Genomic DNA, 18,959 nt, shown 5'->3' with positions numbered 1-18,959 from the left:
TACCCCGTCTAAACACCCACCCGACAAAGTCAGGCAGATGTGGGTATTCTCATTAGGGTGAACACTATTTTTCATGTTCACCGTCCACTTTTTTCCATTGATTACCTGTGAAATCAAAATAAACACCGTTCTCTTCAGTTAACAAGCAGAATTGCACCTGGTAATGCACTAAAGGTGAGGGTACTGATTTCTAGAAAGCTACTACCAATTTGTTAGAATTCCGAACAGGTTTTGAATGCTCGAATTCGGCCATGAGCTGACTATCACAATTGCCAACTGTAGAACTGCTCAATTCGGGAAAGCGGCCATTCATAACATTCGCCTTGAGAGACCAAGAGAAGCGCAACACTTTTCTAGATTCTCCTCGAAGGCGCTGTTAGACCATTTCGTAGCCATGCTCACTAGAGCCAAAAAGTCCATTTGGAACTGGTTTACACGGAAATCTTTAAACATCTGCACTTATTACCCCCCTACCTTTTCACATCCTTATAAAATCTCTACTTTACAACAAAACTTTATCGCCCCTGGAAAAATGCTTTCGCTGTTTCAGGTAACGTCAGCCATTTTTTAAATTTTAAAATTTTTGAAGGTACAGCTTTAATCAAGGTTAATTATTTCATTAAAGTGCAACTCATTACTGAGCCCCCCCCTGTTAGGCAAGTAATAATCTCATCTAACAGGGCATTTTCTACGAGTAAATCGGACTATAAACTAATAGACTTAGCCATCGTGTCATTCAACACTTGAGATTTGTGTGCCGTCGACAAATGCGTGTAGCGGTCGGTACTGGCTAGGCTTTTATGTCCCAGGATTTCAGCGATTTCTTTTAATGTACGGCCATCCCGCGCTAAAGTTGAGGCGGTATCATGGCGCATATCGTGCCATCTAAAGTTTTTGATGTCTGCCGCTTTCAGGCACTTTGCCCACTGCTTTTTATAGTCGAAAGGCTTGTTTATGTCGGTGCTGGATGGAAATAATAGACGGTTGCCGATTTCCCGATGCTTTTTCAGTTGATCCATAATAACGCTCGGTATCGGCGTATGGCGTGGCGTTCCGTTTTTGGTGTCGGGTAGCATCGCCAGACCTTTATCGAAATCAATCTCGTTCCAGCGTAGCCAATCCAATTCACCTTTGCGCATACCGGTGGTCAACGCCATCAGAACTTTGAGATAAAACTTACCTCCAATATCTTTCGCCGCTTTCAAAAGACGTGGCTTTTCTTCGTCAGACAGATAACGAACGATCTTATTATCTAGCTTGAGAGAACGGACGCGCTTGCAGGGATTATCCTCGATGTATTGTTCCAGAATACTGTCATCCTCCTGCTGAAGCGTGGCGTAATCCAGAATGGCCGATAACACGGCGAGGTGTTTGTTGTAGGTTGCCGGAGCTTGTGATTTTTTCGGCTTGAGCGTGTCGCGGATCAGTTCCGGCGTAATATCGCTTAAGAGATATTTGCCTAAGCGTTTTTCCCACCATAGCACGAGCCTTACTCGGTCATGGTCTTTGCCGGTCCACCAGCGCATGTATTCATCCGCCAAACGACTGAATTGGATGGTGCAGGGTTTGATGCCTTTGGCTTCGTATTCCTGGGAATCTAAAACCGCGCGAGTGCCCCAAGTACGAGCGTCTTGCTTGCGCCTAAAGGTTTTGGTTTTGATGCCTTTACCCGATTGGGTCAGAATGGTGCGGTAACGGACTTCGCCGTTTTTAAGATTAACTTTGATGATGTGGAAATTGAGCATCTGTGTTTCCTCGTTTTGAGGTTAAAAACAAGACTACTGTAGTTATCACTGTAGTCGATGGTTTTAGTACACAGTTACTGAAGCTTTTTATCCTTAAAAAGCTTTTTAAATCAAAGCCTTTGATGGTGGGTCGTGCGCGATTCGAACGCGCGACCATCGCATTAAAAGTGCGGTGCTCTACCGGCTGAGCTAACGACCCAACAAAGACTGCCTATTATAATGACTAATTTAATTACGTCAAGATTTTTTTAATTTGATTGATATTGAGTTGGGTCTTTTATTCCCGCCTCAGCAAAACCAGCTTTTCTTAAACGACAGGCATCGCAGACTTGGCAAGCACGGCCTTGTTCATCAGCAGAATAGCACGAAACTGTGCTCTGATAATCCACGCCTAGCTCTACCCCTTTCTTAATAATTTCCGCCTTGCTGAGCGCGATTAGCGGTGCATGTATAGTGAAATGCTCGCCTTCTACACCTGCCTTAGTGGCAAGGTTTGCTAATTGCTGAAAAGCCTTGATAAATTCAGGCCTGCAATCCGGATAACCGGAATAATCCACGGCATTAACGCCGATAAAAATATCGGTTAGATTTAAAACTTCCGCCCAACCCAAGGCAAAGGACAGGAAGATTGTATTTCTTGCCGGTACGTAGGTTACCGGTATGCCTTCCTGGGGCGTATTGGGCACAGCAATATGCTCATCGGTTAGTGCGGAACCGCCGATCGAGCTTAATCCCAGTTTGATAATCTTATGATCTTCAACCTGGTAATCTGCGGCTATCTTCGTGGCGGCTACTAGCTCGGCATTATGCCGCTGACCGTAATCAAAGCTTAGGGCATAACATTTGAATCCCTGTTTTTTTGCAAGGGCAAGTACGGTAATTGAATCTAACCCCCCGGATAGAAGGACTATGGCTTTTTTTTGCATGTCGATTTACTTACCTTGGGCATCATCCCAAAGTATTTTATGTAATTGGAGTTGAAAACGAACAGGTAATCTGTCTTTAAGGATTTTTTCGGCGAGTTCGGTTGGATGTTGCTGCCCCATCACCGGTGAAAACAGTATGTCACAACGATTAGGCAAGCCATATTCCGTTAATAGGGTTTTTGACCAGTCGTAATCCTCATCATTACCGATGACAAATTTAACTTGGTCTTTTTGGTTTAGGTATTCGATATTTTGATAGAGGTTTCTACTTAATTCACCTGAGCTGGGTGTTTTAAAATCCATGACTTTAACAACGCGCGGGTCGACCGCCGACACATCAAGCGCGCCGCTGGTTTCAAGCGAAACAACATAGCCTTTATCGAGCAGCTTTGTCATTAACTCAAGACAGCCCGGCTGCGCCAAAGGTTCGCCGCCGGTTACGGTAATATACTTGGTTCCGTACTGTTCGGCCTGGGTAACTATGGCATCAATCTCTATTTTTTTCCCGCCAGAAAAAGCATAGGACGTATCGCAATAAACGCATCTTAATGGACAGCCGGTGAGCCGAATAAACACAGTGGGCAGACCTACCGTATTCGACTCGCCCTGTAATGAATAGAAAATTTCAGTTATACGTAACAAATTCACCACTACTATTTTTCATCAATCAAGCAGAAGTAATTTCTTTGCCGCCAAACGGGCAGCTGTCGAACTGGGAAAATCCGTAGTAACGCGCGTTAAATATTCACGCGCTTTGGCTGGATTTTTTTGCTCAATCTCGATAGTGCCCAATTTTAATAAAGCATCGGGCACTTTTGAGCTGCCCGGATAATTTTCAATAACGCTATTAAAGGCTTTACGGGCCGAGTCAACATCCTGATTAACCCTGTAGGCTTCGCCCAGCCAATATTGGGCATTGTTTGCGTACTCGCCTTTCGGATTTTTACTCAGCAATGTGTTAAATTCAGCAATTGCCTGAGCGTTATGCCCATTTCTAAGCGCTTCATAGGCTTGCTGATATTGCTGTTTTTCGTCGCCTACAGAAGGTAGTCGAGGAGCGGAAGCTTCGCCTGAAGCCGACGCCGCATCCTGTTTCTGTACAGGCGCCTGCTGAGCCTCTGTAACTGCGGACGGAGCCGCAACTGACGGTTCGGTCACCTTGGCTTCGGATCCAACTGAGCCTTCTTGCATCGGGGGATTTTCAGCAGTCGATGACTTTACGCCTTCAGCTTTTTTTTCAAGGCCTTGTATCCGCCCATCAAGATCCGAATACATCGTACTTTGAGATTTTTTCATCTCCCCAATAAGATTGGCCTGCTCTTCTATCTTGCCTGTAAGTTGCTGCACTTCAGCTTGCAATTGCTCCAGCCGTCCCATCATTTCATATACCGCATTCGTAGATGATGGTTTTGCGGGAGTGATTTCACCCTCCGGATACATTGAGTTATCAATAACTGGCGGCAAAGGCTCCGCGTTGGCAGCGCTGCAAATACATAGCAGCATGATAAGAAGAGCTTTCATTTTATTTGCCTTGATAAACTATCTCAGCGCGACGATTAAGCTCCCAGGCTGCTTCATCGTGCCCTTCTGCCGCTGGCTTTTCTTCGCCATAACTGACGATTTGCACCTGGCCATCAGAAACGCCTTGAACTTTCATCATGCTAACTACAGATTTTGCACGTTGCTCACCCAATGCAATGTTGTACTCGCGAGAACCGCGCTCATCGCCATGACCTTCCATGACAACGCGTTGGCCGGGATGGTTCACCAGATATTGCGCATGCGCTGCAATTACAGGAACAAAGTCATCCTGAACTTGGCTGCTGTCCAGCATAAAATAGATAGTGCTTTTTGACAGCGGGTTGTTTGGATCGCTGAATTCTGGACCCATATGGGCATTGGGGTACATTCCTGAACCGCTCATTTCTGAGCCGGACAAGCCTGATCCATTATTTAAACCACTGGTTGATGCATCATTGATACCGCTGGCCGCATTTTGAGTACCATCAGTAAGACTCGCGTCTTGTTCATCTTCACTACAGCCTGATAGAACTAATGCGCTTATTGCTAATGCCAATACTGTTTTATTCAATTTCATTTTTAATTTCCAAAATAATATAAAAAATCGTGTTATATCCAACCGAACTAGGGTGACCAAGCCGGTTCGCGAATTTCACTGCTATCAAACACCAGCTTCTGCTGCATTTTACCATCCAATGATACGGCCGATAAGTAACCCGAGCTGCCTTTTCGTGAAGCATACAAAATCATACTGCCGTTCGGAGCGAAGCTCGGCGATTCATCTGATGGACCATCAGTAAGCACATTGAATGCTTTGGTGGACAAGTCCATGACGGCAATACGGTAATTGTTGCCATTCCCGTGCACCATAGCGATGCTTCTGCCATCCGGCGAAAAGCTGGCCCTGGCATTATAATTACCTGAAAATGTTAATCTTCTTTCTTCGCCGCCTTGGCTTGACACTATATATAACTGTGGTTTTCCGCCTCGGTCGGAAGTAAATACGATGCTGCCGCCGTCAGGAGACCAGGTTGGCTCAGTATCAATCGCAAAGCTTTTAGTCATTTTAGTCAAGGCGCGCGTCACCAAATTTAAGACATATATATCCGGATTGCCATCTTTAGACAATGTCAAAGCCAGCCTTGATCCATCGGGCGACCACGAAGGCGCGCCATTAATGCCGGGGAATTCGGCAACCTTAGCTCTCTCGCCGGTCGCCAAGGTCTGAACATAAATGGCCGCTGATTTTTTCTCGAATGATACGTAAGCTATCTTTCTGCCATCAGGCGACCATGCCGGAGACATTAAGGGCTCCACGGATGAGGCTATTGTTTGCGCATTAAAACCATCCGCATCGGAAATTTGCAGTTTATGGGTGCTTTGTCTGCCTTGTCGGATACTGGTAATGTAAGCAATTCGACCGCTGAAAACGCCTTTTTTACCGGTTAATTTTTCGAAGATCAGATCGCTGATATGGTGAGCCGTTCTGCGCAAATCGCCCGCTGACGATGCCATTCGGTAGCCCATTATTGGCTGCCCCTTATAAACATCAAACAGCTGAAATTGAACATTGTACTGACCACGCTCTTCAGTCACCTGACCGATAACCAGATAATTCTGTCCTATAGCCTGCCAGTCTTTGAACTGAACTGCTTCCGCGGTGCTAGGCTTAGCCGGCATGCTTTGCCTGTCCAGCGTTTTAAAATATCCGCTACGCCCTAAATCGGCATTAACAACAAAACTGACATCAACCGGAACGCCGGACGCCCCTTGCATCGCAAAAGGAACCACTGAAATAGGCAATGCACTCTCAATGCCTTCAGTAATTTCAATCGTCATCTCTGCATAGCTGCTTGGCACATAGAAGCTAATCAGACCAACCAATAAAATTCTTTTAAAAAAACTCACTTGCTTACCTCAGTAATTTAACTGAAAAAAGACCATCAAATAATCATCCGACTCTTAGCGATGATAATACCGTGTTTCATCTTATCTGGATCGATCAGGATCAAACAAAAACTTAAATGACTTAAATTCTCTAACTGCCAATTCTTTATCTTTAGGCACTGGAAGCGGAGACGCTTTGTGAACAGCATTTTCCGCCGAACGATCAAAAGCCTGATCTCCGCTGCTGGCAACAACCACTGCATCTATTACTGTACCATCTGACATTAATGTAACCTGAATTGTACATTTCAAACCTTCGGCAGCGGAAACCGGGCGAATCCAGCTACTGGCTACTTTTTTCCGAATCGCTGAAGCGGCTGTTTTTATCGCCAGCTGATCTTGTTCGGCATCCATTCTCGCCTCCTCTGCCGCCATCCTTGCCGCTTCGGCCTGTTCCGCCTCGGCTTTAGCCTTTGCCATTGCTAGTCGCTCTGCTTCCGCCTTGGCTTGTGCGGCGGCTTTGGCTTTAGCCGCTTCAGCTCGTTCGGCTTCTGCCTTGGCTTGTGCAGCGGCCTCAGCCTTGGCTTTCTCTGCTGCGGCTTTTGCCTTAGCTGCCTCGGCTTGCTCTGCTGCCGCTTTCGCTTTGGCAGCTTCGGCTTTAGCTTTTTCGGCCGCAGCTTTGGCTTTGGCAGCTTCCGCTTGTTCTGTGGCCGCTTTCGCTTTGGCGGCTTCGGCCTTGGCCTGTGCGGCGGCCTCGGCTTTCGCCTTGGCGATTTCAGCCTGTTTTGCTTCAACTTTGGCTTGTACAGCGGCCTCAGCCTTGGCTTTCTCTGCTGTAGCTTGTTCTGCTGCCGCTTTCGCTTTCGCAGCTTCGGCTTTAGCTTGTGCAGCGGCTTCGGCTTTAGCTTTTTCGGCCGCAGCTTTGGCTTTGGCAGCTTCCGCTTGTTCTGTGGCCGCTTTCGCTTTGGCGGCTTCGGCCTTGGCTTGCTCGGCTGCTTCAGCTTTTGCCTTGGCGATTTCAGCTTGCTTTGCTTCGGCCTTGGCTTGCTCGGCAGCTTCGGCTTTGGCTTTTTCTGTTGCGGCTTTTGCTTTGGCGACTTCGGCTTGTTCCGCGGCCGCTTTCGCTTTCGCAGCTTCAGCCTTAGCCTGTGCAGCGGCTTCGGCTTTAGCTTTTTCGGCCGCAGCTTTGGCTTTGGCGGCTTCCGCTTGTTCTGTGGCCGCTTTCGCTTTGGCGGCTTCGGCCTTGGCCTGTGCGGCGGCCTCGGCTTTCGCCTTGGCGATTTCAGCCTGTTTTGCTTCGGCCTTGGCTTGCTCGGCTGCTTCAGCTTGCTTTGCTTCGGCCTTGGCTTGCTCGGCAGCTTCGGCTTTGGCTTTTTCTGTTGCGGCTTTTGCTTTGGCGACTTCGGCTTGTTCCGCGGCCGCTTTCGCTTTAGCAGCTTCAGCTCTGGCTAGCTCGGCCGCTTCAGCTTTTGCTTTGGCTTTTTCTGTTTCAGCCCGCTGTGCAGCTTGCTCGTTTTCCAGATTCTTTTGAGTTTCCGGCTGTATTTTCTCTTCAGCGGGACTTTCGTTTTGCTTTACAGGTTCCGATGTAACTTCAGGCGTATTCTTAACAGTAGCTTCATCGATAATTTCAGCATGAATGATTTCCGGCGCTGCGCTCGATTCTGTTTTATCAGGCTTAAATAAGGCGCTTAAGGCAAACAAGCCTAAAATCGTAAGGTGTAAAGCCAGAGCCAGGATAATCGGCCATGAAAATTTCTTTTTATTGTCCATCAAATCTATTGTTCGCCTGATTTGGTCATCAAACCCACACTGGACACACCGGCATTTTTCAATCCCGCCATCAGCGTGACCACAACGCCATACTCAATACCTTTATAAGCTCCGATTAGCACTTGGGTTTTCGGTTTTCTGCCCAATACCTCCATCACCCGGCTTTCCACCTCTTCGGGCTGCACTATCTCAGGCTCTTTATCATCAATGGTAATAAAATATTGGCTCTGTTCATTGATTGACACGATAACAGGCAAATTATCGCCTTCCGACTCTACGGTTGCCGATTCCGCTTGGGGAAGCTCGACTTGAACGCCGGTTTGCAACATCGGCGTTGTAACCATAAAAATAATCAGCAACACCAAAGTTACGTCAATATAGGGAACCACATTGATTTCCGCCATGGGCTTTCTGCGCCCATTTTTCCTGCTTATTTCTGGCCCGCTCATTTTTGGTGTGCCTGCCTTTGCAATAACACGACAAACTCTTCAACAAAGAGTTCATACCGACCAGTCAATCTGTCCAATCGGGTAGAAAAACGATTATAAGAAATAACGGCGGGGATCGCGGCAAATAAACCGATGGCCGTGGCAATCAATGCTTCGGCAATGCCCGGCGCGACTTGCGCCAAAGTCGCTTGCTTGGCACTGCCCAGCGACATGAAGGAATTCATGATACCCCAGACCGTTCCAAATAGACCGATGTAAGGACTGATCGAGCCAACGGTGGCAAGAAATGCCAAATGCTCGTCGAGGCGTTCCAATTCGCGTGATAATTCGATACGCATAACCCGCTGGGCGCTTTCCACCTGCACGCCGGGCTCCACATTACCGGCTTGTCGCATCCGGGAAAATTCTTTATATCCGGCAAGGAATATTTTCTCTATGCCTTCCGGCTCAAAATCCTTTGCCGCCAATTTTCTATAAAGATCGGCCAATACCACGCCCGACCAAAATTGTTCTTCAAATTCATCGGTGATTTCAACCGCCCGGTTCAATTCTTTACGTTTGGTAAAAATAAATGTCCACGATGCCACCGATGCGGTTAGCAATGTTAGCATGACGAATTGGACAACAAAGCTGGCTTCTGTAACTAAGTGGAAAATCGATAAATCAGTATTCATTCTTTTAATTGCTCTAATAATTTTTCAGGAATAGCTTTAGGACGCATATCTTGTGCATCCAAACAGGCAACTCGAACACTGCCCTTGCATAAAACATCATCACCTCGTGTAATAACTTGATCGAAAGTAAGACTGGCTTTTTTAGTAAGGCTTACCTCCGCACTCACTTGCAATTGCTCATTAAATCGGGCGGGACTCAGATAATCGACCTGCACGGAACGTACTACAAAAATAATGCTTTCGTTGGCGATCAGCTCATCCTGTTCATAACCCATTGCCCTAAGCATTTCGGTTCTGGCCCGCTCGAAAAACTTCAGGTAGTTGGCGTAAAACACTACCCCGCCGGCATCGGTGTCTTCGTAATAAACGCGTACCGGCCAGATAAATTTTTTTGTATATGTTTGTTTATTCAAACAAATCCTCGGTCATACCCAAGTGCTTCGGGGGCTGCAAGCCAAAATGCAAATAAGCATTCTGAGTAACTACACGGCCACGGGGCGTGCGCATGATAAAGCCTTGTTGCAATAAATACGGTTCCACGACATCTTCAATAGTGCCCCGCTCTTCATTGATCGCGGCAGCCAGCGTATCCAGCCCTACCGGACCACCGGCAAAACTTTCAATCATGGCCAACAGCAGTTTGCGGTCTAATGAATCGAAACCGTTACTGTCCACTTTCAACATTTCCAATGCCTGAAAGGCCAGTTCTTCAGTAATCGTGCCATTGCCTTTTACTTCGGCAAAATCCCGAACTCGGCGCAGCAATCTGTTGGCAATTCGTGGGGTACCTCGAGAGCGGCGGGCTATCTCAGTAGCGCCTCGCGGTTCCATTGCGATGCCTAACACACTGGCTGAACGCATCACGATAGTCGCCAAATCGCTAACCGTGTAAAATTCCAAGCGTTGCACAATGCCGAAGCGATCGCGTAACGGCGAAGTCAACAATCCGGCGCGAGTAGTAGCTCCAACCAGCGTAAAGGGCGGCAAATCCAGTTTAATGGAGCGTGCGGCAGGACCTTCGCCAATCATAAGGTCAAGCTGATAATCTTCCATGGCAGGATACAAAATCTCTTCAACCGCCGGACTCAAGCGATGTATTTCATCGATAAACAGCACATCATGGGGTTCAAGATTGGTTAACAATGCGGCAAGATCGCCTGCTTTATCCAGCACAGGCCCGGATGTTTGGCGAATTTTAACACACATTTCAGCGGCTATGATATTAGCCAGCGTCGTTTTGCCTAAGCCCGGCGGCCCGAAAATCAACACATGGTCCAACGCTTCCTGACGTGCTGTTGCCGCCTGAATAAAAATCTCCATTTGCTCGCGCAATTCTTTCTGTCCGATATAATCGGCCAAGCGCTTGGGGCGAATAGCCCGATCCTGGCGCTCTTCATCGGCATGACTATGAGCCGTAACCATACGATCGTTTTCAATCATCTTATCGTACCTTGTAGCGCCAACCGGATAATGTCTTCACAGCTTTTACCTTCGGCACTGATATTTTGCACCATTTTACTGGCATCCAGCGGCTTATAGCCCAACGAGCACAAAGCGCTGATGGCTTCCTGTTTCGGATTATTGACCCGCTGCGGTTGATCAAAGCTGATTACTGATGAACCGACTGCATCGCCTAAATCCGGCAACCTGTCGCGCATTTCGATAATCAGGCGCTCGGCCGTCTTTTTACCGACTCCCGGTAAACGCACCAATGCTTGCGTATCATTATTATGAATACAGCGATGAAACTCTTCGGCACTCTGCCCCGATAAAATCGTCAACGCCAGCTTCGGACCGACGCCATTGACCTTAATCAAGGTCCTGAACATCGAGCGGTCCGCTTCAGTCGAGAACCCGAATAAAATATGAGCGTCTTCGCGAACAACCAGGTGCGTATGCAGCATAACCTCTGCACCGATGGCCGGCAGATTATAAAAAGTCGTCATCGGCGCTTCGACTTCATAGCCGACACCGTTCACATCAAGCATCAACAGTGGCGGCGCTTTAAATGCCAGCTTGCCGCGCAGAAAACCGATCATCGCAACAAACCCTGCTTCAACCGCTGTGCAGTTTGCTGATAATGGGCATGACAAATACTGATACCCAGCGCGTCGCTGGCATCGATTTGTAACTCGCCTTGAATATTTAACAGAATTTTCACCATGTGCTGAACCTGCATTTTTTCGGCGCTGCCTTTCCCCGCTACAGCCTGTTTAACTTGCCTGGCCGCATATTCAAACACCGGCAAACCGGTAGTCTGAAACGCACAAATTGCCGCGCCGCGGGCCTGTCCCAGTTTAAGCGCGGAGTCGGCATTTTTATGCATAAACACTTGTTCTATGGCCATTTGCTCAGGTTGATAGCGATCGACAACCTCTAAAATACCGTCAAAGATTTGCTTGAGCCGATCAGGAAAATAGTCGGCTTTAATCCGGATACTGCCACTGGCTATATATTTATAACCTTGCACTGAGTCTTCTATAATGCCGTAACCGGTTATTCTTGAACCGGGGTCTATCCCTAAAATTCGCATCAGCTACAGCCAACTATCAATTAAGTCCTTCCATAATTTCATCGCTGATATCGGCATTGGAATAGACATTTTGCACGTCATCCAGATCTTCCAACCGGTCTATCAAGCGCATCATTTTTTCCGCGTCATCAGCATCCAGTTCAGCCATCGTTGCCGCCTGCATAGTAATTTCGGCATTATCCGGCGCAAAGCCTGCCGCAACCAAAGCATCTTTTGTTTCCAGATAATTTTCCGGCGTGGTTATCACATCGACTGAGCCGTCATCATGAGTGGTAACATCTTCCGCTCCGGCTTCCAACGCCGCCTCCATCAGTGCATCTTCGTCAACGGAAGGCGCGTAACTGAGAATGCCAATCTTGCTGAACATATAGGCGACAGAACCGTCAGTACCCAAGTTACCGCCCGCTTTAGAAAAAGCATGGCGCACTTCGCCAACAGTTCGGTTACGGTTGTCGGTCAGGCAATCGACCATGACCGCCGTGCCGCCAGGGCCGTAGCCCTCATAACGAACAACTTCGTAATTAACGCCTTCCAACGCGCCGGAAGCTTTTTTGATCGCGGTATCAATAGTATCGCGGCGCATATTTGCGCCCAAAGCCTTATCCACCGCTGTGCGTAAGGCTGGATTGCTTGCCGCATCCGGTCCACTGGTTTTTACCGCTACGGTAATTTCACGAAGCATTTTAGTGAAAATCTTGCCCCGCTTAGCATCCTGTCCTGCCTTGCGATGCTTGATATTAGCCCATTTACTATGCCCAGCCATTATCTCTCTCTTAAATACGGTTAAATCAATCGGTCAGGTCCGCAGCCTGCCTGCGGCTTATCTTCTCAAACTTATAAAATATGCGCCAGTATGGAAACCAGACTCGGTTCGGCGCAGTAAAAATCGGCTTGCTCACGGACAACCGCCCTGTCAACCACGCCGCCAAAACCGATCACAACGGCTCCGGCCTGCTTGGCTTCCATGTCCGTCTTGCCGTCGCCTATCATAACCAGTGAACCTTGCGATGTGAGCAATTGCCTGCAAATCTCGGCTTTTCCGCCTGATCTGGCCAACGGCGATTCTTGATTATAGTCACGGTAACTGCCGTCTTTATTGAAATAAATATCGACAGCATGAACCCGTCTCTCAGACACCCCTAAACATCTTGCAAGCGGCAAAATAGCCTGACGGATTCCGCCGCTGATAATGTGCAGTTCCTTGCCCGACGCGGTTAAAGTTGCAAACACTTCCTGAACGCCGCCGACTATCTGTTCAATATACAAATCAGCCAGCCAGTTGATGCTGTCCAGATCAGGCCTGATCAACGATAAGCGTTTCTCGTAAACCTCTTCCAGCAACACTTCGCCATTCATCGCCGCATCGGTCAGCCTAGCCATTTCTTCACCTAAGCCAACGCGTCCGGCGAGTTCGTCTATACCTTCTATTTTGCTTAGAGTGCTATCGCAATCAAAGCAGATGACATCAAAATTCATAAGTTAATCTGGACAGCCTTATGCACGGCGGGAATATGACATAGCCGCTGCAACAAATCTTCGGTTAAAGGTTCTGAGACACTGATAACAGCCATCGCCTTCTGCTGCGTATCGGCCGTACTCACCTGCATTCTGGTGATATTGATATCGGCGTTGCCCAGCACGCTGCTAATGGCGGATATAACACCCGGCTTGTCATCATGCCGGGTCACTAATAAGGTGCCTGCCGGCACTACTTCAATATCAAACTGGTCGATACAAACCAGTCGGGGATGACAGCCGCCCAATAAGGTTCCGGCCAGCGTAATCGTCTGATCGGAGCAATGCCCGGTCACCTTGATCAGCGACAAATAGTCCTGAGTGTCTTCGGTTTTCGATTCAACCAGGGCAATGCCTTGGCGTTTGGCAATATTTTCGGCATTCACCCGGTTTACAGGCGTAGAAAATTGTCCGCTTAACACGCCGATCAGGGCAGCGACTGAAACAGGCCGCACCTCAACTTCCGCCGCCCGGCCCAATAACGCAACTTCTATTTTTTCTAACGGCTTGGTCGCCAGGCCAACCAATACTTTGCCCAGGCTATTGGCCAGCGTCATAAATTCATACGACTTTTTCAACTCTTCCGCAGACACCCTGGGCAGGTTCAAGGCATTAATCGCTTCGCCGGTCTTTAAAAACGTAACTGCCTGCCGGGCGATTTCAACACTGACTGCTACCTGCGCTTCACTGGTCGATGCGCCCAAATGCGGGGTAAAAACGATATTATCCAGCTCCAGCAGCGGCGAATTGGCAGGCGGTTCATTCTCGTAAACATCAAGCGCCGCACCGGCTATTTGGCCGTTTTTTAAGGCATCATACAGTGCTGCCTCGTTAATCAATCCACCTCTGGCACAGTTGATAATCATCGCCTCTTTCTTCATCTTCGCCAACTGAGCGGCGTCGATAACATTGCGGGTTTTTTCTATCAACGGGCAGTGCAAGGTCAGATAATCCGCCTTGGTCACCAACTCTTCAAGACTTACCGACTCAACACCCAAATCCTCAAATATCTCAGGCGCGACAAACGGATCATATGCAATCACCTGCATTTTTAAGCCGAAACCGCGTTGCGCAACGATCCGCCCGATCGTGCCGAAACCGAGTATCGCCAGCGTCTTATGAGCGATTTCAGAACCCATCAATTTGGAGCGTTCCCATTTTCCGGCACGAATCGAACGGTCTGCGGTCGGTAAATGCCGGCTTAGCGACATCATATGCGCAATGGCCAACTCGGCTGTGGTTGTCGCATTTGCATCCGGCGTGTTCATGACAATAATCCCCAGCTCCGTTGCTGTGGGTATATCGACATTATCGACACCGATACCGGCGCGTCCTATCAGCTTAAGATTCTTTGCAGCCTGCAGCACCTTTTCTGTCACCTGCGTATCACTACGAATCAATAACGCATCGTAATTGCCGATGAGGTTGCAAAGCTGGTCCTCATTAAGCCCGGTCTCAATATGTATTTGTATGCCGGGCTGGTCATGTAAATAATTAATGCCGGCTTCTGCCAATTTGTCGGAAATAAGGATTTTTTTCAAAGGAATCACCGAAAAGGCTATGCGTTAAAGTTGAGTAGTTTAACAGGTTTACTCGCAGGGCACTTACACCCTGCGGTTATAAATAACCTTTTATATTTTTCAATGTAACTCTATAGCTTAGTTTCCGTGATAGTAACCATCCGGGGAAGCTTTACGTGCCGGTTTTGGTGCTGGTTTAGGATCCGTTACGGAAGGTACGGGAGCCGATAACGACGCTTCCTCCAGTGGCGGCAGGCGCTCATGGATCGCCACAGGATCTCCAGTCTGTTCCTTCAGTGCGTTATTCAAAGCTTGTTGGTCAAAATCAGGCAATTCCTGATTATTATTGGCTTTTTGAATCAACCTAAGCGCCACGGCGAAGCGCTGGTCCAGCGTCGTTTCTTCTCCTTCCAGATCAGGATGCGCTTCTATATAAAGAACATTGTCCAGCCAGCCAACCTTGATAGGCTGCTTAACAATATAGACTGGCGTTCCGACGGCAACCAGCTCGTATAGCTCTTCAACATCTTCCGGATACATCCGCACGCAACCATGCGTAATCTGCATGCCGATGCCATGAATCTTGTCAATATCGGTGCCGTGTATCCGGTATTCTCCTGGCAACGCCAGATGTAGGGCGCGTGACCCTAGCGGATTATGCGGCCCCGGTGGGACAACAAGAGGCAGAGGATCGCCATTCGCCGCATGTTCGCGCCTGATTGACTCAGGCGGATGCCAAGAAGGATTCATTATTTTCCGCGCAACTTTAGTTCGACCCAGCGGCGTCTTCCAATCTTGTCTGCCAACACCATGCGCATAAGACATAACTTGGTGTGGCTTCTCGCCTTTTTTAGTCGGCGGATAATAATACATCCGGTATTCGGAAATATTTAAGGTAAGTCCATTGTGAGGCGAATCCGGCAGAATCCGTCTGTTCGACAAACGAACAACCTCACCCTTTTTGACCAGCCACCGATCAACATCCTGATTCAACCTGACGATTTCTGTTTGTCCCAAAAGAAAGCGGCGCGCCACGTCCAATAAGGTCTCATCCTGCTCAGCGCGGGTTATGGCCATGCCATCAGGATATTCAGTGATTACGCTATCATTACTGTTTTCAGGCATAGCATAGGTCGTTGCGTTTGCATGACCGCCAATGCCTGACAGTATGATAGTAAAAGCAAGTAGAGCGCGAATGTTCATTGCGATAAATTTCTCAGAAAACATATTAAAATAATAACTTCCTTAAACAGCCGGCTTTGCTAGTTGTAGACGCGGATAAGTCCGCATCGACAGGCAACCCCCAGATAATTGCTCAAGATCCGCCAATCTAAAAAAACCGCATATACTAACATGCAAGGTTTACTCGAGCATAATTTTGCTGATTTCATGGACTTACTTTGGGGATTATTACTATTCCCCCTATAATTTAACGAATACTCAAATTATTAGTATTTTTCACCTTAAATTAAATAACAAGAGACCGCCAAATGTCCCTACAAATCTTTCGCAGCAAACACGTTACTTCAGACGATGATACAGGCAGTGGCCTTAAGCGTTGTTTGTCTAAATGGGACCTGGCCTTTCTCGGCATAGGTGCAATCATCGGCACAGGGATTTTTGTACTCACCGGCGTTGCCGCCGCCACCCAATCCGGGCCCGCCGTGATTCTGTCATTTGTAGTTGCCGGACTCGCCTGCGCTTTTGCCGCCTTGTCTTATGCGGAACTATCCGCCTCGGTCGGCGGCTGCGGCAGCGCCTATGGCTACAGCTATGTTGCTTTCGGGGAAATATTCGCCTTTATGATCGGCTGGGACTTGCTGCTGGAATACAGCCTTGCCGTAGCGACTGTCGCCAACGGCTGGTCGGGCTATTTTAACAATGCACTCACTGCCATCGGCATACCGCTGCCGGAGATGCTGACCAAAGCGCCCAAACTCGGCGGCCTGATCAACTTGCCCGCATCCGCCATTATTTTGATCTTGATGCTGCTGCTGATCATGGGCGTAAAACACAGCGCCAAAGTCAACAATGCAATGGTATTTGTCAAGCTGCTCACCATCACTGTCTTTATCGCCGTTGCCGTGTTCAACGTCCACCCGGAAAACTGGCATCCGTTCATGCCGTATGGCTGGTTTCAGACATTGCCTGACGGCAAAACCGCCGGAGTTCTGGCCGGTGCATCGCTGGTGTTTTTCGCTTATGTCGGCTTCGATGCGGTATCTACTGCTGCCGAGGAAGCCAGCAACCCGCAACGCGACCTGCCTTTTGGCATTGTCACCTCGCTAGGCTTTTGTACCGTGATCTATATCCTGGTATCCGGCCTGCTGACCGGCGTCGTCAACTATACTGATCTCAACGTATCCTCGCCGGTCGCTCACGCGCTGAATCTGCTCGGCTACAACTGGGCGTCAGCGCTAATCTCAACCGGCGTTATTGCCGGCCTTACCACCGTGATGCTGGTGTTGTATTACGGACTGACCCGCATTATCTTTGCGATGTCCCGCGACGGTCTGCTCTCGCCGTTCTTTGGCGAAGTGAATCCTAAAACCCAAACCCCTGTACGCGTCATCGTACTCTCCGGCATCATCATGGCGATAGCCGCCGGCTTCATACCGCTCGGTGATCTGGCTGAACTGGTCAATATCGGCACTTTGGCCGCATTTGTATTGGTATGTTTGGGCGTATTGGTGTTGCGTATCACCAAGCCAGACATGAAACGCCCGTTCCGCTCACCGTTCAGTCCGTTATTTCCGGTGCTGGGCATGCTGTCCTGCACAGCATTAATGGCATTTTTACCTGCGCTTACTTGGCTGCGCTTTGTGATCTGGCTGGTCATTGGGTTGATTGTTTATTTTTCTTATTCTGTGCAGCATAGCGAGTTGGCTAAGAAGGATTGGTAATGGGTTAAATCTGTAATTTGGCATGGCTATCCAAGCCAACTTCGACTTTGTTAATCAGTAAGCCGATGACCGTATCCTGCATCGTTACCAACTTCGAAAAACAGATGGTTTTTCGCGTGAGCCGCTTAATCCAGGTTCTGAAATTCAAGTTCTTGCGTTCAATCTTTTGAGTGTTGCGTTGCCCACCTGATGCCTATCGTTTTCAAGGTGTCGCTAATAAGCGCCACACTCATCGGTGTAATAACGGCTCATGCCAAAGGGGGGCAAGCAGCACTTTCAATTCTTTAAACACGATTTCTTGCGTTTGCCAAACACATAAGCCGGCACGATGTTTGTCGCATGATCAACGGCATACCAGAGCCGACGCTGATTGGACTTGGTGCCGACATAAGACCACTGCTCACCCATCTCTGCCTGTTCACAAGCCAACCCTAACCTCACTTCAAGGTTTCCCGTGGTATTTAAAGCCTGAAACCTGGGATTGACTGGGACGATACGGCTCGACTTTTTTTAACGTACTGATCACGGTATTTTTGTTGATCTTGAGAACGCGTGCGGTATCACGGATACCACTACCGTTGATGGCCATGTCCACCACTTGTTCTTTTATGCCGGGTTCGCAAGCTTTATAGCGGTAATTCAGCATGAAGGTTTTTGTATCGCAATCCGGGTGTTGACAGCGGTAACGCTGTGTTCCCTCTGTGCTACGGCCAGCTTTCATAATTGGGTTACTGCAGCAAACCGGGCAAGTGATTTCTTGATAACAGGTCATAGCTGATATTATACAAATAAATCACATATTTAACCCATCACCCCCTTATTCGTTATACCTTTTGGCATAACTATTAATATTGGATATTTGAAGAATAACGTCTGCTTTTGGCTGGTTATAAATGTTCGGTTAATAAAACACCGAAATCAAAACTACCAATTCTGTTTAGCGATGATCGCTAGACAGAATTGGTGGTTATCATTTACTACTGTTTTTCTTTTAGCATGTTCGCCTTGTACGACCTCGGATAAGTAGACGGCTCATTTGCGCCAGGATTATTACTTTGGCGGGCTTGCAAAAGCAAAGCGTGGACGCACCCACCTCTCTCTATTTAAGAGAATTTTTTTCCTGGTTGACGCGAAGTTTCTCGCTGCGTCTTTCCTAGTGCCTTTCTGACGGGCGTACCAAGCAACAATGGCAAGCTGTGATAACAGCGTGTCTAGGAATACACCAAAGACAATTCGTAGGATGAGCTTCATGGCATTTAGCAAGAATACGAGGCTTGTTAAGGCGGAACTGGTAGAGGCGGGCAAAGGGTGCGTCGGTAGGATGGACCCAGCCCTGAGACCTGACCGGGGTAACCTCTCCAGGTACTCCATATGTTGCTAGGCACCGGGCAAAAAAAAACCCAGGGGTTTGAGTCCTGGGTTTTTGGATAAAGCGCTTGGCGATTCCCTACTTTCACATGGCAACGTGCCACACTATCATCGGCGCTAAACGGTTTCACTTCCGAGTTCGGGA

The 18,959-nt window shown here is 48.2% G+C and carries 20 protein-coding genes, 1 tRNA gene and 1 pseudogene; 1 reads left to right on the top strand and 21 read right to left on the bottom strand.

Annotated features, from left to right (window positions below):
- Window positions 1-704 precede the first annotated feature (704 nt).
- From M0R47_RS19245 to M0R47_RS19160, 18 genes are all read right to left on the bottom strand, one after another.
- Complete coding sequence (locus tag M0R47_RS19245; protein WP_292557827.1) at window positions 705-1,745, bottom strand: site-specific integrase; 1,041 nt, start codon at window positions 1,743-1,745, stop codon at window positions 705-707.
- Window positions 1,746-1,868: 123 nt separating this feature from the next.
- Window positions 1,869-1,944 (bottom strand) — tRNA-Lys (locus M0R47_RS19240).
- 49 nt (window positions 1,945-1,993) lie between these two features.
- Window positions 1,994-2,671, bottom strand: a complete 678-nt coding sequence (gene queC, locus M0R47_RS19235; RefSeq protein ID WP_292557824.1) for a 7-cyano-7-deazaguanine synthase QueC — start codon at window positions 2,669-2,671, stop codon at window positions 1,994-1,996.
- A 6-nt stretch (window positions 2,672-2,677) separates the two neighbouring features.
- Complete coding sequence (queE, locus tag M0R47_RS19230; RefSeq protein ID WP_366513255.1) at window positions 2,678-3,322, bottom strand: 7-carboxy-7-deazaguanine synthase QueE; 645 nt, start codon at window positions 3,320-3,322, stop codon at window positions 2,678-2,680.
- Between the two features lie 12 nt (window positions 3,323-3,334).
- Complete coding sequence (ybgF, locus tag M0R47_RS19225) at window positions 3,335-4,192, bottom strand: tol-pal system protein YbgF (protein WP_292557822.1); 858 nt, start codon at window positions 4,190-4,192, stop codon at window positions 3,335-3,337.
- Between the two features lies 1 nt (window position 4,193).
- Entirely contained in the window at window positions 4,194-4,769 is a 576-nt protein-coding gene (gene pal, locus M0R47_RS19220; protein WP_292557820.1) for a peptidoglycan-associated lipoprotein Pal, read from the bottom strand.
- Window positions 4,770-4,816: 47 nt separating this feature from the next.
- The gene (gene tolB, locus M0R47_RS19215; RefSeq protein WP_292557817.1) at window positions 4,817-6,100 is read right to left on the bottom strand and encodes a Tol-Pal system beta propeller repeat protein TolB; all 1,284 of its coding nucleotides are present in this window, start codon (window positions 6,098-6,100) and stop codon (window positions 4,817-4,819) included.
- 81 nt (window positions 6,101-6,181) lie between these two features.
- Window positions 6,182-7,852 (bottom strand): cell envelope integrity protein TolA, encoded by a 1,671-nt coding sequence (gene tolA / locus M0R47_RS19210; protein ID WP_292557833.1) that lies wholly within the window; start codon window positions 7,850-7,852, stop codon window positions 6,182-6,184.
- A 5-nt stretch (window positions 7,853-7,857) separates the two neighbouring features.
- The gene (tolR, locus tag M0R47_RS19205; protein ID WP_292557815.1) at window positions 7,858-8,256 is read right to left on the bottom strand and encodes a protein TolR; all 399 of its coding nucleotides are present in this window, start codon (window positions 8,254-8,256) and stop codon (window positions 7,858-7,860) included.
- A gap of 41 nt (window positions 8,257-8,297) precedes the next feature.
- Window positions 8,298-8,975, bottom strand: coding sequence for a protein TolQ (gene tolQ / locus M0R47_RS19200; RefSeq protein ID WP_292557812.1), 678 nt, complete (start codon window positions 8,973-8,975; stop codon window positions 8,298-8,300).
- Window positions 8,972-9,388 carry a tol-pal system-associated acyl-CoA thioesterase gene (gene ybgC, locus M0R47_RS19195; RefSeq protein WP_292557810.1) on the bottom strand — a complete coding sequence of 139 codons (417 nt, stop codon included), beginning with the start codon at window positions 9,386-9,388 and terminating at the stop codon, window positions 8,972-8,974. The genes tolQ and ybgC overlap by 4 nt, the downstream gene beginning before the upstream one ends.
- Window positions 9,381-10,415, bottom strand: coding sequence for a Holliday junction branch migration DNA helicase RuvB (gene ruvB / locus M0R47_RS19190; RefSeq protein ID WP_366513253.1), 1,035 nt, complete (start codon window positions 10,413-10,415; stop codon window positions 9,381-9,383). The genes ybgC and ruvB overlap by 8 nt, the downstream gene beginning before the upstream one ends.
- Window positions 10,412-11,014: a Holliday junction branch migration protein RuvA gene (gene ruvA / locus M0R47_RS19185; protein WP_292557808.1), complete on the bottom strand. Its 603-nt coding sequence runs from the start codon at window positions 11,012-11,014 to the stop codon at window positions 10,412-10,414. The genes ruvB and ruvA overlap by 4 nt, the downstream gene beginning before the upstream one ends.
- Window positions 11,011-11,511 carry a crossover junction endodeoxyribonuclease RuvC gene (gene ruvC / locus M0R47_RS19180; protein WP_292557829.1) on the bottom strand — a complete coding sequence of 167 codons (501 nt, stop codon included), beginning with the start codon at window positions 11,509-11,511 and terminating at the stop codon, window positions 11,011-11,013. Before ruvC ends, ruvA begins: the two co-directional genes overlap by 4 nt.
- Before the next feature lie 13 nt (window positions 11,512-11,524).
- Entirely contained in the window at window positions 11,525-12,271 is a 747-nt protein-coding gene (locus M0R47_RS19175; RefSeq protein WP_292557805.1) for a YebC/PmpR family DNA-binding transcriptional regulator, read from the bottom strand.
- 71 nt (window positions 12,272-12,342) lie between these two features.
- Window positions 12,343-12,984, bottom strand: a complete 642-nt coding sequence (locus M0R47_RS19170) for an HAD-IB family phosphatase (RefSeq protein ID WP_292557804.1) — start codon at window positions 12,982-12,984, stop codon at window positions 12,343-12,345.
- Complete coding sequence (gene serA / locus M0R47_RS19165; RefSeq protein ID WP_292557801.1) at window positions 12,981-14,564, bottom strand: phosphoglycerate dehydrogenase; 1,584 nt, start codon at window positions 14,562-14,564, stop codon at window positions 12,981-12,983. The genes M0R47_RS19170 and serA overlap by 4 nt, the downstream gene beginning before the upstream one ends.
- A gap of 117 nt (window positions 14,565-14,681) precedes the next feature.
- On the bottom strand, window positions 14,682-15,746 hold the full coding sequence (locus tag M0R47_RS19160) for a L,D-transpeptidase family protein (protein WP_292557799.1): 1,065 nt from the start codon (window positions 15,744-15,746) through the stop codon (window positions 14,682-14,684).
- Window positions 15,747-16,033: 287 nt separating this feature from the next.
- On the opposite strand from M0R47_RS19160, the gene M0R47_RS19155 reads away from it, so the two are divergent.
- A complete protein-coding gene (locus M0R47_RS19155) occupies window positions 16,034-17,446 on the top strand; it encodes an amino acid permease (protein ID WP_292557797.1) in 1,413 nt (470 codons plus the stop codon).
- Between the two features lie 4 nt (window positions 17,447-17,450).
- Here M0R47_RS19155 and M0R47_RS21970 read toward each other — a convergent pair.
- The 3 genes and pseudogenes from M0R47_RS21970 to M0R47_RS19145 form a co-directional block, all read right to left on the bottom strand.
- Window positions 17,451-17,618, bottom strand: a pseudogene (locus tag M0R47_RS21970) (IS1 family transposase); the annotation flags it as partial.
- Window positions 17,619-17,722: 104 nt separating this feature from the next.
- Window positions 17,723-17,887: an IS1 family transposase gene (locus M0R47_RS19150; protein ID WP_292557795.1), complete on the bottom strand. Its 165-nt coding sequence runs from the start codon at window positions 17,885-17,887 to the stop codon at window positions 17,723-17,725.
- Between the two features lies 1 nt (window position 17,888).
- Window positions 17,889-18,218 (bottom strand): IS1-like element transposase, encoded by a 330-nt coding sequence (locus M0R47_RS19145; protein ID WP_292557792.1) that lies wholly within the window; start codon window positions 18,216-18,218, stop codon window positions 17,889-17,891.
- Window positions 18,219-18,959: the final 741 nt, after the last annotated feature.

Source organism: Methylobacter sp., assembly GCF_023227905.1.
Classification (GTDB): domain Bacteria; phylum Pseudomonadota; class Gammaproteobacteria; order Methylococcales; family Methylomonadaceae; genus Methylobacter_A.
Note: the sequence above shows the minus strand (reverse complement) of the source record. Positions and strands in the feature narration are given on the sequence as shown.